Origin of the sequence: Streptomyces sp. TG1A-8, assembly GCF_030499535.1 — a bacterium.
GTDB lineage: Bacteria > Actinomycetota > Actinomycetes > Streptomycetales > Streptomycetaceae > Streptomyces.
Map to the genome: position 1 here is coordinate 3,019,260 of NZ_JASTLB010000001.1, position 14,770 is coordinate 3,034,029.

9 protein-coding genes, 1 pseudogene and 1 riboswitch are annotated in these 14,770 nt (G+C 72.8%); of the genes and pseudogenes, 3 read left to right on the top strand and 7 right to left on the bottom strand.

Annotated features, from left to right (window positions below; all coding sequences use genetic code 11):
* Positions 1-33: 33 nt before the first annotated feature.
* Together QQY24_RS12935 and QQY24_RS12940 are read right to left on the bottom strand one after the other, a co-directional pair.
* Positions 34-1,242: a DUF2092 domain-containing protein gene (locus QQY24_RS12935; RefSeq protein ID WP_301972841.1), complete on the bottom strand. Its 1,209-nt coding sequence runs from the start codon at positions 1,240-1,242 to the stop codon at positions 34-36.
* A 249-nt stretch (positions 1,243-1,491) separates the two neighbouring features.
* A pseudogene (locus QQY24_RS12940) lies at positions 1,492-2,501 on the bottom strand (polyprenyl synthetase family protein).
* Positions 2,502-3,015: 514 nt separating this feature from the next.
* A riboswitch (cyclic di-AMP (ydaO/yuaA leader) is annotated at positions 3,016-3,198 on the top strand.
* A 3-nt stretch (positions 3,199-3,201) separates the two neighbouring features.
* Between QQY24_RS12940 and QQY24_RS12945 the strand changes: the two are divergent.
* Entirely contained in the window at positions 3,202-3,690 is a 489-nt protein-coding gene (locus QQY24_RS12945; RefSeq protein ID WP_301972842.1) for a transglycosylase SLT domain-containing protein, read from the top strand.
* A gap of 33 nt (positions 3,691-3,723) precedes the next feature.
* Here QQY24_RS12945 and QQY24_RS12950 read toward each other — a convergent pair whose 3' ends face one another.
* Positions 3,724-4,536: an HAD family hydrolase gene (locus QQY24_RS12950; RefSeq protein WP_301972843.1), complete on the bottom strand. Its 813-nt coding sequence runs from the start codon at positions 4,534-4,536 to the stop codon at positions 3,724-3,726.
* Between the two features lie 337 nt (positions 4,537-4,873).
* Between QQY24_RS12950 and fahA the strand changes: the two genes are divergently transcribed.
* Positions 4,874-6,091 carry a fumarylacetoacetase gene (gene fahA, locus QQY24_RS12955; RefSeq protein ID WP_301972844.1) on the top strand — a complete coding sequence of 406 codons (1,218 nt, stop codon included), beginning with the start codon at positions 4,874-4,876 and terminating at the stop codon, positions 6,089-6,091.
* 270 nt (positions 6,092-6,361) lie between these two features.
* On the top strand, positions 6,362-7,300 hold the full coding sequence (locus QQY24_RS12960) for a M56 family metallopeptidase (RefSeq protein WP_301972845.1): 939 nt from the start codon (positions 6,362-6,364) through the stop codon (positions 7,298-7,300).
* Positions 7,301-7,385: 85 nt separating this feature from the next.
* On the opposite strand, the gene recQ is transcribed toward QQY24_RS12960, so the two are convergent.
* The 4 genes from recQ to nuoL form a co-directional block, all read right to left on the bottom strand.
* On the bottom strand, positions 7,386-9,395 hold the full coding sequence (recQ, locus tag QQY24_RS12965) for a DNA helicase RecQ (RefSeq protein ID WP_301972846.1): 2,010 nt from the start codon (positions 9,393-9,395) through the stop codon (positions 7,386-7,388).
* Between the two features lie 202 nt (positions 9,396-9,597).
* Positions 9,598-11,247 carry an NADH-quinone oxidoreductase subunit NuoN gene (gene nuoN, locus QQY24_RS12970; protein WP_301972847.1) on the bottom strand — a complete coding sequence of 550 codons (1,650 nt, stop codon included), beginning with the start codon at positions 11,245-11,247 and terminating at the stop codon, positions 9,598-9,600.
* Positions 11,244-12,815: an NADH-quinone oxidoreductase subunit M gene (locus QQY24_RS12975; protein ID WP_301972848.1), complete on the bottom strand. Its 1,572-nt coding sequence runs from the start codon at positions 12,813-12,815 to the stop codon at positions 11,244-11,246. Before QQY24_RS12975 ends, nuoN begins: the two co-directional genes overlap by 4 nt.
* 5 nt (positions 12,816-12,820) lie before the next feature.
* On the bottom strand, positions 12,821-14,767 hold the full coding sequence (gene nuoL / locus QQY24_RS12980) for an NADH-quinone oxidoreductase subunit L (RefSeq protein WP_301972849.1): 1,947 nt from the start codon (positions 14,765-14,767) through the stop codon (positions 12,821-12,823).
* Positions 14,768-14,770 lie beyond the last annotated feature (3 nt).

Consider the following 14,770-nt stretch of genomic DNA (forward strand, 5'->3'; position numbering starts at 1 on the left):
GGCCTGCCCTCGATCCGTCGTGCCCGCGAAGGGTCAGTTCCCTTCGTTCGCCGCCTTGACCAGTGTCTCCTTGGTCACCGCACCGGCGTACACCGTGCCGTCGTCGGTGATCAGGGCGTTGACCAGCCGGGTGGAGAAGACGGTGCCCTTGCCGAACTTCCCCGAGACCTGGTCGCCGAGCGAGCCGAGGAAGCCGCCGAGGTCGCCGCCCCGGGAGCCGGTGGGCAGGCCGCCCCCGGCACCGGTGTCGAAGGTGGCGACGGAGGTCCAGCCCTTGCCGAGGACGTCGAGCCCGTCCAGTCCCCCGACGAACTCCCCGCCGGACGCGGAGCCGCGCCCGGACGCCTTGCCGTCCGTGCCGTGCCCGCCCTCCCCCTCGGTGACCTTCGCGCCCCGGGGCGGGGTGAAGTCGAAGGTGGAGGCGGCCGGCCGGGCGAAGGAGACCTGGGTGAAGCCCGCGTCGAGCACGGCGGCGCCGCCGCCCGCCGGGGTCAGCGTGAACTTCAGCGGCAGGCCCGTCCTCGCGTCCACGGCGATGCTGATCGCGCCGACCGTGCTGCCGGACTGCCGGGGCTTGATCAGCAGCTTGTACGCGTCGCGTCCGGCGACGTGCGCGGTGCCGTCGACGGTCACGGACGTGGTGGCGTCGACCGACTTCAGCGCCTCGCCGGCGAAGTCCTCCGGGGTGGCCGGCGGCTCGGCGCCGCGCTTCGCGCCAAAGCCGGCGGCGGCGTGGTAGACCTCGTTGCTCTTGCTGTCGTAGCCCCACACGTCCTTGCCGTCGTGGACGAGGCTGTACTCGGCGCCGCGCTCCAGCAGCGAGACCTTCTGGCGGTCCGGGCCGTCGGCGGCCACGTGCAGGGTGTGCGTGCCGGAGGCCAGCTCGGTGAGCTTGGCCCGCGGGTCCGCAAAGGAGCCGTCGCCGCCCCGGGCCGCCCCGGAGGCCAGGCCGCTCCCCAGGCCGCCGAGGTCCGGCAGGCCGAGATCGGTGTCGATCTTCACCGTGCCGGACAGCCGCTGCACGTCCGACGCGGCGATCTTCCGGATCAGCTGCTGCGCGGTGATCGACGGCAGGTCGGGGTCGCCCGAGTCGGCGAGCGCCGGCACCAGGCCGATCGTGGCCGCCGCCACCCCCACCACCGCCACGGGGACGACGTACCGGGCGGCCCTGCGGCGTCCGGGGCGCAGGTCCTCGTCGTGCCGTGCGGTGCCCGTTGCGTCACCGGATTCGTACGGTGCCATGTGTTGCCCTACCTCCGTCGTCGGCGGCGGCTGCCCTCACTCTGGTCCACTTGAGCCGCCATTCTCACCCGAATCGGTGAGGAGTGGTGATTTCCGTGGTTTCCATCTCACCAAACCGGCCGTGAGAAAGCGTCAGACCTCGGAGCCAACTCCGCGTACGCCTGGGGTATGACACCCGGCGGCCGCGCCTCCCCCGACCCGTAGGGGTCGGGCGGGACGGCACCGTCCGGCCGGTGTCCGGGCGCTGGCTCAGCCGGCACGGTGGACCACCGCGTCGCACAGTTCGAGCAGCGCCGCCTTGGCGTCGCACTCCGGCAGCGGGGCCAGCGCGGACCGCGCCTCCTCCGCGTAGCGGACGGTGTCCCGGCGGGCCTGCTCCAGCGCGGGGTGGGCGCGCAGCGCGACCAGCGCCTCGGTGTGCCGGCCGTCGTCGCTGAGGTCGGAGTCGAGCAGTTCGCACAGGGCGAGGTCCTCGGGCAGCCCCAGCCGGGCCGCGCGTTCGCGCAGCCGGAGCACGGGCAGCGTCGGGATGCCCTCGCGCAGGTCGGTCCCGGGGGTCTTGCCGGACTCGTGCGAGTCGGAGGCGATGTCGAGGACGTCGTCCGCGAGCTGGAAGGCGACCCCGAGCCGTTCGCCGTACTGGGTGAGGACGTCGACGACCGTCTCGCGGGCGCCGGACATCATCGCGCCGAACCGGCACGACACCGCCACCAGGGAGCCGGTCTTGCCGCCGAGCACGTCCAGGTAGTGCTCGACCGGGTCACGGCCGTCCGAGGGGCCCGCGGTCTCCAGGATCTGCCCGGTGACCAGCCGCTCGAACGCCAGGGCCTGCACCCGCACGGCCTCGGGGCCGAGGTCGGCGAGGATCTGGGAGGCGCGGGCGAACAGGAAGTCCCCGGTGAGGACGGCGACGGAGTTGCCCCAGCGTGTGTTGGCGCTCTCCACGCCGCGCCGCACGGACGCCTCGTCCATGACGTCGTCGTGGTACAGGGTGGCCAGGTGGGTCAGCTCCACGACGACGGCGGACGGCACGACACCCGGCGCGTACGGGTCGCCGAACTGCGCGGCGAGCATCACGAGCAGTGGCCGGAACCGCTTCCCCCGGCCCGCACGAGGTGCTGCGCGGCCTCCGTGATGAACGGGACCTCGCTCTTGGTGGCCTCGAGCAGGCCTTCCTCGACAGCCGTCAATCCGGCCTGGACATCGGCTTCGAGGGCCTGGTCCCGCACGCTCAGCCCGAACGGCCCGACGACGGTCACGAGGGGTCTCCTGTCTGCTGGTGTCTGCTGGCGGTTACACGGTTTGTCGATAGGTCGCTGCCTTCACTCAACTCAGCGTATCCGGTCCCGTTTCGATCACCGATAGCGCCCACCGGTCCAGCCCGGGCGGTATCGGTCGTGACCGTTATATTTCCGATCGGGTGATATGAGGACATATCTTTCCGCCCTATTCCCCGCCCGTACGGAGGGGTCGGATCCGGCCAGTCCTTCCGTTCCGGTGGGCCGCAATCACAAATCACCCATATCCGATTTGGCATAATTCGCCATTTCGTGAAGTGGGTCACGTGCGGGCCGTGGCGCACCGATCGCCCCTCACGGCCCCTTCGCCTTGCCGCGACGGCCAGTTGGGGCACGGCGACCGCAAAGGATCAAGTGCCCCATATCCCCCGGACCGGTGTCGACCGGCATGTTCCGTGAATCCGGTGCTTGTTCCCGACATGTGCTCTCGCATACGTTCCCGCCCTGTCAGGCGGACGCCGAATCCTGCCGCGCCTGGCACCACCCGTCGAGAACCCATTCGTACGGCAGGAGCGGGGGACCCAGGCAAGCCGCCGGACCGGACGCACACGCCGTCCCGGGACGGCTCGGGGTGAAGCCGCGCGGCCACGGCCGCGCGGCCGGGCACCTCCCCGCCCGAACCCGACAGCTCACCTCGCAGGCGACGGAGAGGAACATCCCCATGTCTGCTGCCCCCCGGTACCGCCGCGTCCGCACCAACCGCCTCGTCCGCCGGATCGCCGTCCTCGGCGCCGGTGCCGCCGTCCTCACGCTCCCGCTCGTCGGCGCGGCCGACGCCTCCGCGGCCACCACCACGGCCGCCGCGGCCGCCACCACCCCCGCCGGGTACCCGAACAACCTCGACGGCTGGATCCGCGAGTCGCTCGCGATCATGGCCCAGCGCGGCATCCCGGGCACCTACAACGGCATCTACCGCAACGTCATGCGCGAGTCCTCGGGCAACCCGCTCGCCGTCAACGGCTGGGACTCCAACGCCGCCGCGGGCACCCCGTCCAAGGGACTGCTGCAGGTCATCGACCCGACCTTCGCCGCCTACCACGTGCCCGGCACCGCGTTCGACCCCTACGACCCGGTCGCCAACATCACCGCGGCCTGCAACTACGCGGCCGCGCGCTACGGGTCGATCGACAACGTGTACGGCGCGTACTGACCGGCGCCCCCGGCGGGCCCGCCGCCGTCCCGGTCAACCGGCCGGGAACAGCCTCTCGAGGACGACGGCGACGCCGTCGTCCTCGTTCGAGGCGGTGACCTCGTCCGCGACGGCCTTCAGCTCGGGATGGGCGCCGGCCATGGCCACGCCGTACCCGGCCCAGCCGAACATGGGGATGTCGTTGGGCATGTCCCCGAAGGCGAGGGCCCGCCCGGCGGCGACGCCCAGGTGGTCCGCCGCCAGCGCCAGGCCGGTCGCCTTGGTGACACCGCTCGGCTGCAGCTCCACGGTCCCCGGCCCCGACATGGTGACCGTCGCCAGCGGACCCACCGCCGAGCGGGCGGCCGCCGCCAGCTCGTCGTCGGTCAGCGCGGGGTGGCGCAGCAACACCTTGCTGATGGGCTCGCGCCACAGGTCCTCGCGCCGGCCGACCCGGACGGCGGGCAGGGCCGGGTGGGGCATCAGGTACCCGGGTTCGATCAGGGTGCGCCCCTCCACGCCGTCCTGGTCGACGGCCGCGTACACCTGGCCCACCTCGGCCTCGATCTTGCCGAGCGCGGTCTCGGCCGACTCCCGGTCCAGCCCGACCGACCACAGCAGACGGCCGGCGCCGGCGTCGTAGACCTGCGCCCCCTGCGCGCACACCGCGAGCCCCGTGCAGCCGAGGTCGGCCAGCAGGGGCCGCACCCGGGGGGCCGGGCGGCCCGTCACCACCAGGTGCCGGGCGCCGGCCCGCGCCGCCCGCGCGAGCGCGGCCAGCGACCGGTCGGAGACCGTGTCGTCGCCGCGCAGCAGCGTCCCGTCCAGGTCGGTGGCGATCAGGGTGAATGCGGGAAGTGCGGCCATGATCAGAGAATACGGACGCGCCGCCCCGCCGACTCATCCCGCGGCACGCGCCGGATCCCGGCGGCGGCCCCCGCACCGCGGGCCGGGACCCGGCGGCGGCCCCGGCCGTGCCCTCGCACGTCCTCGCACGCTTCCGCACGCCCTCGCACGTCCTCCAAGGACGCCGGCCGGAACGGGCGCCCGGGCAGGGCCGCTCGGGGGCGTCGCGGACCCCGTGGACATCGCCCGCTCACCCCGGACGGCACTGCGTGGGACGTGCGGCACACCCGTAACGTGTGGCGCAACCACATGGAACGCAGTGCCATGCATGGCCCGGATGAGAGTGAGGCAGCACCCCATGCCCCCCTTCGACGTCCCCGAGGGCGACCCCTTCGGTCCGCACAACCTCCCCTACGGCGTGTTCTCGCCCGCCGGCAACACCGGGCGCAGGGTCGGCGTCCGGCTCGGCAACCACGTCCTGGACGCGGGCGCCGCGGCCGCCGCACTCGGCTCGCCGTACGCCTCCCTGCTCGCCCGGCCCACCCTCACCCGGCTGCTGGCCGCCGGCCGCACGGCCTGGTCGGACGTGCGGCGCGCCCTGACCGCGTGGGTCACGGTGCCCGCGCACCGCGAGACCATCGAGCCACTCTTCCACCCGCTGTCGCAGGTCACCCTGCACCTGCCGTTCGAGGTGGCCGACTACGTCGACTTCTACGCCTCCGAGAACCACGCCCGCAACGTCGGCCGGATCTTCCGTCCGCACGCCGAGGACTCGCTGACCCCGAACTGGAAGCACCTGCCGATCGGCTACCACGGGCGCGCCGGCACGGTGGTGGTGTCCGGCACGGACGTCATACGGCCGTCCGGGCAGCGCAAGGGCCCGGACGACCCGGCGCCCGTCTTCGGCCCGTCGGTCCGGCTGGACATCGAGGCCGAGGTCGGCTTCGTGGTGGGCGTGCCCTCCGCGCCGGGCAGGCCGGTCGCCCTCGGCGACTTCGAGGAGCACGTCTTCGGGCTCTGCCTGCTGAACGACTGGTCGGCGCGGGACATCCAGTCCTGGGAGTACGTCCCCCTCGGCCCGTTCCTCGGCAAGTCCTTCGCCACGTCGGTGTCGGCGTGGATCACCCCGCTGGACGCGCTGGAGCACGCGCGCGTGGCGCCTCCCGAGCGCACCCACCCGCTGCTGCCCTACCTGGACGACTCGGCCCCCGGGATCGAACCCGGCGGCTACGACCTGCGGATCTCCGTCGTGCTCAACGGCCACGTGGTGTCCGAGCCGCCGTTCGCCACCATGTACTGGACCGCCGCCCAGCAGCTCGCCCACATGACGGTGAACGGGGCGTCGCTGCGCACCGGCGACCTGTACGGCTCGGGCACGGTGAGCGGTCCGGCGGAGCACCAGCGCGGCTCGCTGCTGGAGCTGACCTGGAACGGCCGGGAACCGCTCGGCCTCCCGGGCGGCGAACGGACCTTCCTGGAGGACGGCGACGTCGTGACCCTGTCGGCCTGGGCCCCGGGGCCGGACGGCGGCCGGGTCGGCCTCGGGGAGGTCACCGGGCGCATCGTGGCCGGCTGAGCCGGCGCCCGCCGGCCGCCGGGGCGAACCCACCGCCGCGGCAGGGCGGTCGGCGGCACGGACACGGACACCGGGGCGGCACCGCGCACCGGGGCGGGCGCACCCGCGGGACGGCGCCGGACGCGCCGGGAAGGAGCGGCCGGATCCGTGCCGGCACCTGACTCGCGCCGCCCGTCCGCGTCATACTGACGGGGAACACGCACCACCCGATGCGCCCCGGCGCATGTTCCGGCACCCGCACCCCTTTCCGACAGGAACCGGAGCCCCGGCATGACCGTCTGCCTGCTCCTGCTGAGCGTCGTCGCCCTGACGGCCGCCGTACCGGCGCCGCGCGCGCTGACCCGGGCCGCCTGGCCCGAGCGGGACCCCGTGGTGGCGTTGTGGGTGTGGCAGTGCCTGGTCGCCACGGTGCTGCTGTGCTGTCTGACCGCGCTGGTCCTGGGCGCGGCGGCCGTCTTCCACACCGTCCGCGACCGCGTGTTCGCTCCCGCGCCGCCGGCCGTCACCGCCGCGTACGACCTCTCGGCCGCCCCGCTCTGGTCCGTCGCCCTCACCCTGCTGCTGGCCGGCGGGGCGGCCTGGACGACGGCGATGCTCGCCCGGGAACTCGCCGAGGCCCGCCGGCACCGCGGCCGGGCCCGGGCGCACCTGCGCGAGCGCGCCCCCGACCTGCCCGCGGGCCTGCCCCCGGCGCGCGGCCCCATGCTGGTGCTGGAGGACGACTACCCCGACGCGTGGTGGATGCCGGGCCACCCGCCCCAGCTGGTCGTCACCACGGGTGCCCTGCAGCGCCTGACCGGACACCAGTTGGACGCCGTGCTCACCCACGAGCGCGGCCACGCCCGCGCCCACCACGACTGGCTGCTGCACCTGTCCACGGCGCTCGCCACGGGCTTCCCGCGCGTCCCGCTGTTCGCCCACTTCTGCGACCAGACGCACCGCCTGGTCGAGCTGGCCGCCGACGACACCGCGTCCCGCCGCTGCGGCCACGTCACCACCGCCCTCGCCCTGATCGAGCTGAACCAGCACCGCGGTGTCCTGTCCTGCGCGTCCAGCCGCCGCCTCCTCGGCGAACGCGTGGACCGCCTGCTGGAGCCGCCCCCGCGGCTGCTGCGCCGGCACCGGGCGCTGACGACGACGGTGGCCGCGCTGGTCCCGCTGCTTCCGTTGCTGATCACCTTCGCCCCGGGGCTGACGGCGCTCTCCTGACCGCCGGGGAACGGCGCGGCGCCCGCGCCGGAAGCCCCCCGCGGGACCCGCACCCCGGTCCCCGCGCCCCGCGGCGCCGCCCGTCCTACGTCCAGTCGTCCGGCTCGGGCTCCTCGGCCTGCTCGGGCCGGTCGTCCTCCGGGGAACCGCCGCCCGCGCCGGCCAGGGAGCCGTCGGGGGCGGGGCCGGCGCCGGCCAGGGAGTCGAGCACCGCGAGCACCCCTTCCCCGTAGGTCGCCAGCTTCTTCTCGCCGACTCCGCCGATCGTGCCCAGTTCCCGCACCGACCCGGGCCGGCGGGCGACGATCTCCCGCAGCGTGGCGTCGTGGAAGATGACGTACGCCGGGACGCCCTGCTCCCGGGCCTGCTCGGCGCGCCAGGCGCGCAGGGCCTCGAAGACCGGGAGCAGTTCCTCGGGCAGCTCGACCGCGGCGGCCTTGGCCCTGCGCTCGCCCCGGCCCGCGGCGGCACCCGCACCCGGCCGGGAGGTGGCCGGCTTCTTGGGCTCCTTGCGCAGCGGCACCTCCCGCTCCCGCCGCAGCACCGCGCCGCTCGCCTCGGTGAGCGTCAGCGTGCCGTACTCCCCCTCCACCGCGAGCAGTCCCTGGGCCAGCAGCTGCCGGATGACGCCGCGCCACTCGCCCTCCGTGAGGTCCTGGCCGATACCGAAGACGGACAGCTGGTCGTGGTCGAACTGGATCACCTTGCCGGTGCGCTTGCCGAGCAGGATGTCGACGATCTGCACGGCGCCGAACTTCTGCCCGCGCTCCCGCTGCAGCCGCACCACCGTCGACAGCACCTTCTGCGCCGCGACCGTGCCGTCCCACGTCTCGGGCGGGGTGAGGCAGGTGTCGCAGTTGCCGCACCCCGCGGCGGGGGGCTCCTGACCGAAGTAGGCCAGGAGCTGGCCGCGCCGGCACCGGGCGGTCTCGCACAGGGCGAGCATCGCGTCCAGGTGGGCGGCGGCCCGGCGGCGGAACGCCTCGTCGCCCTCGCCGGACTGGATCAGCTTGCGCTGCTGGATGACGTCGTTCAGGCCGTACGCCATCCAGGCGGTGGAGGGCAGCCCGTCCCGGCCCGCCCGTCCCGTCTCCTGGTAGTAGCCCTCGATCGACTTGGGCAGGTCCAGGTGGGCGACGAAGCGCACGTCCGGCTTGTCGATGCCCATGCCGAAGGCGATGGTCGCCACCACGACCAGGCCGTCCTCGCGCAGGAACCGGGCCTGGTGGGCGGCGCGGGCGCCCGCGTCCAGCCCCGCGTGGTACGGCACCGCCTCGATGCCGTTGGCACTGAGGAACTCCGCCGTCCGGTCCACCGAGTTGCGGGAGAGGCAGTACACGATGCCGGCGTCGCCCGCGTGCTCCTCCCGCAGGAAGGCGAGGAGCTGCTTCTTCGGGTCGGCCTTGGGCACGATCCGGTACTGGATGTTCGGCCGGTCGAAGCTGGCCACGAAGTGGCGGGCCGCCGGCATGTGCAGCCGCTGGGTGATCTCCTCGTGGGTGGCGCGGGTGGCCGTCGCCGTGAGCGCGATGCGCGGCACGTCCGGCCAGCGCTCGCCGAGCAGGGACAGGGCCAGGTAGTCGGGGCGGAAGTCGTGGCCCCACTGGGACACGCAGTGCGCCTCGTCGATGGCGAAGACGGAGATCTTGCCGCGGGAGAGCAGGTCCAGCGTGGCCTCCACGCGCAGTCGCTCCGGGGCCAGGTAGAGCAGGTCCAGCTCGCCCGAGAGGAACTCGGCCTCGACCGTGCGCCGCTGGTCGAAGTCCTGCGTGGAGTTGATGAAGCCGGCCCGCACGCCGAGGGCGCGCAGGGCGTCGACCTGGTCCTGCATCAGCGCGATCAGCGGTGAGACCACCACGCCCGTGCCGGGCCTGACGAGGGCCGGGATCTGGTAGCACAGCGACTTGCCGCCACCGGTGGGCATGAGGACGAGGGCGTCGCCGCCCGCCACCACGTGCTCGACGACCGCTTCCTGCTCACCGCGGAAGGAGTCGTACCCGAAGACCCGGTGCAGCGTGGCCAGTGCCTCGCTCTCCTCCGCGTCCGGCCTCTCGGTCACCCCTGGCATCTCGCTGATCCCGCCTGTCGCGCCCATCGTCCTGTCCCCCGGGTCCGGTCCCCCGTGCGTCGTCCCTCGACCACTGCGTCCACGATAGGCGCCCGCGCCGACAGCGCCGGAAGTTGTCCACAGCCGCGGGTGCGCTCCTCCCGCCGGCGCGCCGGCGGTGCCCGGCCCGCGCGGACGGCCCCGGCTCCTCGCGGGGAGGAACCGGGGCCGCGCGCCCGTGCCGGACGCCTCAGCGCACGAACACCCCCGCCTGGTTCGCCAGGTCCAGGAAGTACTGCGGTGCCACACCGAGCACCAGCGTGACCGCCACGCCCACGCCGATCGCCACCGTCGTCAGCGGCGAGGGCACGGCCACGGTCGGGCCGTCCGGCTTCGGCTCGCTGAAGAACATCAGCACGATCACGCGGATGTAGAAGAACGCCGCGATCGCCGAGGAGAGCACACCGACCACGACCAGCGGGGTCGCGCCGCCGTCCGCCGCCGCCTTGAACACGGCGAACTTCCCCGCGAACCCGGAGGTCAGCGGGATGCCGGCGAAGGCCAGCAGGAACACCGCGAACACGGCCGCCACCAGTGGCGACCGGCGGCCGAGCCCGGCCCACTTGGACAGGTGGGTCGCCTCACCGCCCGCGTCGCGCACCAGCGTGACCACCGCGAACGCGCCGATCGTCACGAACGAGTACCCGGCGAGGTAGAAGAGCACGGAGGACACGCCGTCCTTCGACGTGGCGATGACACCGGCGAGGATGAAGCCGGCGTGCGCGATGGACGAGTACGCCAGCAGCCGCTTGATGTCGGTCTGGGTGATGGCCACGATCGCGCCGCCCAGCATGGTGACGATCGCCACCGCCCACATCACCGGCCGCCAGTCCCAGCGCATCCCGGGCAGGACGACGTAGAGCAGGCGCAGCAGCGCGCCGAACGCCGCCACCTTCGTCGCCGCGGCCATGAAGCCGGTCACCGGGGTGGGCGCGCCCTGGTAGACGTCGGGCGTCCACATGTGGAACGGCACCGCGCCCACCTTGAACAGCAGGCCCATCATGATCATGGCGCCGCCGATCAGCAGCAGCGCGTCGTTGCCCATGGTGCCCGCCAGCGCCGGGTCGACGTCGGTGACGGTGCCGTCGACGACCTGGGCGATGCGGGCGTACGACACCGAGCCCGCGTAGCCGTACAGCAGGGCGATGCCGAACAGGGTGAACGCCGAGGCGAACGCGCCGAGCAGGAAGTACTTGACCGCGGCCTCCTGCGACATCAGCCGCTTGCGGCGGGCCAGCGCGCACAGCAGGTACAGCGGCAGGGAGAGGACCTCCAGGGCCACGAACAGTGTCAGCAGGTCGTTGGCCGAGGGGAACACCAGCATGCCCGCGATCGCGAAGAGCAGCAGCGGGAAGACCTCGGTGGTGGTGAACCCGGCCCGGACCGCCGCCTGTTCGCCGTCGCTGCCCGGCACGGACGCGGCCTGCGCGGCGAAGGAGTCGACCCGGTTGCCGTGCGCCACCGGGTCCAGGCGACGCTCGGCGAAGGTGAACAGGCCGACCAGGCCGGCCAGCAGGATCGTGCCCTGCAGGAACAGGGACGGCCCGTCGACCGCGACCGCGCCCATGGCGGCGATGTGCGCCTTCGTGGTGCCGTAGCCGCCGGCCGCGAGCGCGACGACCGCGGCGAACGCGGCGCACAGCGCGACGGCGGAGAGGAGCACCTGGACGTGGTGACGGGACCTGCGCGGGACGAAGGCCTCGACCAGCACCCCGATCAGCGCGGCACCCAGGACGATCAGGGTCGGTGACAGTTGTCCGTATTCGATCTTCGGCGCGTCGATCTTCGAGATCGGGTCGGCCGCGGTTGTCCACAGGCTGTGGACGGCTGTTGCGCTCACTTGGCCGCCTCCACCTCGGGCTTGGGGTCCTTCTTGTGTACGTCGGACATGGTCTGCTTGACCGCCGGGTCCACGATGTCCGTGACGGGCTTCGGGTAGACGCCCAGGAAGATCAGCAGCACGATCAGCGGGGTGACCACCACCAGCTCACGCACGCGGAGGTCGGGCATGGCCGACACCTCCGGCTTCACCGGGCCCGTCATCGTCCGCTGGTACAGGACGAGGGTGTAGAGCGCGGCGAGGACGATGCCGAGGGTGGCGGTGATCCCGATCACCGGGTGGCGCGTGAACGTGCCGACCAGGACCAGGAACTCGCTGACGAACGGCGCCAGGCCGGGCAGCGAGAGGGTGGCGAGGCCGCCGATCAGGAAGGTGCCGGCGAGCACCGGGGCGACCTTCTGCACGCCGCCGTAGTCCGCGATGAGCCGCGAGCCGCGCCGGGAGATCAGGAAGCCGGCGACCAGCATCAGCGCGGCCGTGGAGATGCCGTGGTTGACCATGTAGAGCGTGGCGCCGGACTGGCCCTGGCTGGTCATCGCGAAGATGCCCATGACGATGAAGCCGAAGTGCGAGATCGACGCGTAGGCCACCAGCCGCTTGATGTCCCGCTGGCCGACCGCGAGCAGCGCGCCGTAGACGATGCTGACGAGCGCCAGGACGAGGATGACGGGCGTCGCCCACTTCGACGCCTCCGGGAACAGCTGGAGGCAGAAGCGGAGCATCGCGAAGGTGCCCACCTTGTCGACGACCGCGGTGATGAGGACGGCGACCGGGGCGGTGGACTCCTGCATGGCGTTGGGCAGCCAGGTGTGCAGCGGCCACAGCGGCGCCTTCACCGCGAAGGCGAAGAAGAAGCCGAGGAACAGCCAGCGTTCGGTGCTCGTCGCCATGTGCAGCGAGCCGTCGGCGCGGGCCCGGGCGATCTCCTGGAGGCTGAAGTTCCCGGCGACCGCGTAGAGACCGATCACCGCGGCCAGCATGATCAGACCGCCGACCAGGTTGTAGAGCAGGAACTTCACCGCGGCGTACGACCGCTGCGTCGAGGCCGCCTCCTCGCCGTGCTCGTGGGCACGGTCCCCGAAGCCGCCGATGAGGAAGTACATCGGGATCAACATGGCTTCGAAGAAGATGTAGAAGACGAAGACGTCGGTGGCCTCGAAGGAGATGAGCACCATCGCCTCGACGGCCAGGATCAGCGCGAAGAAGCCCTGGGTGGGCCGCCAGCGGCGGCTCCCGGTCTCCAGCGGGTCGGCGTCGTGCCAGCCCGCGAGGACGATGAACGGCATCAGCAGGGCGGTCAGGGCGATCAGCGCCACCGCGATGCCGTCCACGCCCAGCTCGTACCGGACCCCGAAGTCCGTGATCCAGGCGTGGGACTCGGTGAGCTGGTAGCGGCTGCCGCCGGGGTCGAAGCGGACCAGGACGACGATCGCCAGGGCGAGCGTGGCGAGCGAGACCAGCAGCGCCAGCCATTTGGCGGCGGTGCGCCGCGCGGCCGGCACGGCGGCCGTGGCGACGGCCCCGACGGCCGGGAGCGCCGCCGTCGCTGTCAGCAGGGGAAAGGACATCGGTATCAGACCGCCCTCATCAGCAGGGTCGCGGCGACCAGGAGTGCCGCGCCGCCGAACATCGAGACCGCGTAGGAGCGGGCGAAGCCGTTCTGGACCCGGCGCAGCCGTCCGGACAGGCCGCCGAAGCCGGCCGCCGTGCCGTTGACGACACCGTCGACCAGGGTGTGGTCGACGTACACCAGGGAGCGCGTCAGGTGCTCGCCGCCGCGCACCAGGACCACGTGGTTGAAGTCGTCCTGGAGCAGGTCGCGGCGGGCGGCCCGGGTGAGCAGCGAACCGCGCGGGGCGAGTGCCGGGACGGGCTTGCGGCCGTACCGGGCCCAGGCGGTGCCGGCGCCCACGACCAGGCACACGAGGGTCGCCGCGGTGACCGTCCAGGCGCTGACCGGGGAGTCGCCCTCGCTGTGCCCGGTGACCGGCTCCAGCCAGTGCAGGAAGCGGTCGCCGAGGTGGAAGAGGAAACCGCCGCAGACCGAGCCGACGGCCAGCACGATCATCGGGATCGTCATGACCTTGGGCGACTCGTGCGGGTGCGGCTCGGCGTGCTCGCCGCGGTGCTCGGCCGCGGGCTCCGCGCTCGGGGCCTGGGGGGAGCGGGTGGACCGGTTCCGCCAGCGCTCCTCGCCGAAGAAGGTCATCAGCATCACGCGCGTCATGTAGAACGCCGTGATGGCCGCGCCCAGCAGGGCGACGCCGCCGAGGATCCAGCCCTCGGTGCCGCCCTTGGCGAAGGCCGCCTCGATGATGGCGTCCTTGGAGTAGAAGCCGGACAGGAACGGGAAGCCGATGATGGCGAGGTAGCCGAGGCCGAAGGTGACGAAGGTGACCGGCATGTACCGGCGCAGGCCGCCGTACTTGCGCATGTCGACCTCGTCGTTCATGCCGTGCATGACGGATCCCGCGCCGAGGAACAGCCCGGCCTTGAAGAAGCCGTGCGTCACCAGGTGCATGATCGCGAAGACGTAGCCGATGGGGCCGAGGCCCGCGGCCAGCACCATGTAGCCGATCTGCGACATGGTCGAGCCGGCCAGCGCCTTCTTGATGTCGTCCTTCGCGCAACCGACGACCGCACCGAACAGGAGCGTGACGGCGCCGACCACGGTGACGGCCAGCTGGGCGTCGGGCGCCGCGTTGAAGACGGCGCCGGAGCGGACGATCAGGTACACGCCCGCGGTCACCATCGTCGCGGCGTGGATCAGGGCCGAGACCGGGGTGGGACCCTCCATGGCGTCCCCGAGCCAGGACTGCAGCGGCACCTGGGCCGACTTGCCGCAGGCGGCGAGCAGCAGCATCAGGCCGATCGCGGTGAGCCTGCCCTCGGAGGTGTCGCCGGTGTGGCTGAGGACCGGGCCGAAGGCGAAGCTGCCGAAGGTGGTGAACATCAGCATGATCGCGATCGACAGGCCCATGTCGCCGACGCGGTTGACCAGGAAGGCCTTCTTCGCGGCCGTCGCGGCGCTGGGCTTGTGCTGCCAGAACCCGATCAGCAGGTAGGAGGCGAGACCGACGCCCTCCCAGCCGACGTACAGCAGCAGGTAGTTGTCGGCGAGGACGAGCAGCAGCATCGCCGCGAGGAACAGGTTCAGGTAGCCGAAGAAGCGGCGCCGCCGCTCGTCGTGCTCCATGTACCCCACCGAGTACAGGTGGATCAGCGAGCCGACGCCGGTGATCAGCAGGACGAACGTCATCGACAGCTGGTCGAGGCGGAAGGTGACGTCCGCCTGGAAGCCGGCCACCGGGATCCAGCTGAACAGGTGCTGGATCAGGGTGCGGTGGTCGGCGTCCTTGCCGAGCAGGCCGGCGAAGAGGACCAGGCCGATCACGAAGGACGCGGCCGACAGCAGTGTGCCGATCCAGTGGCCGGCGGCGTCGAGGCGCCGGCCGCCGACCAGCAGGACGGCCGCGCCGAGCAGGGGCGCCGCGATGAGCAGCGCGATCAGGTTCTCCACGAT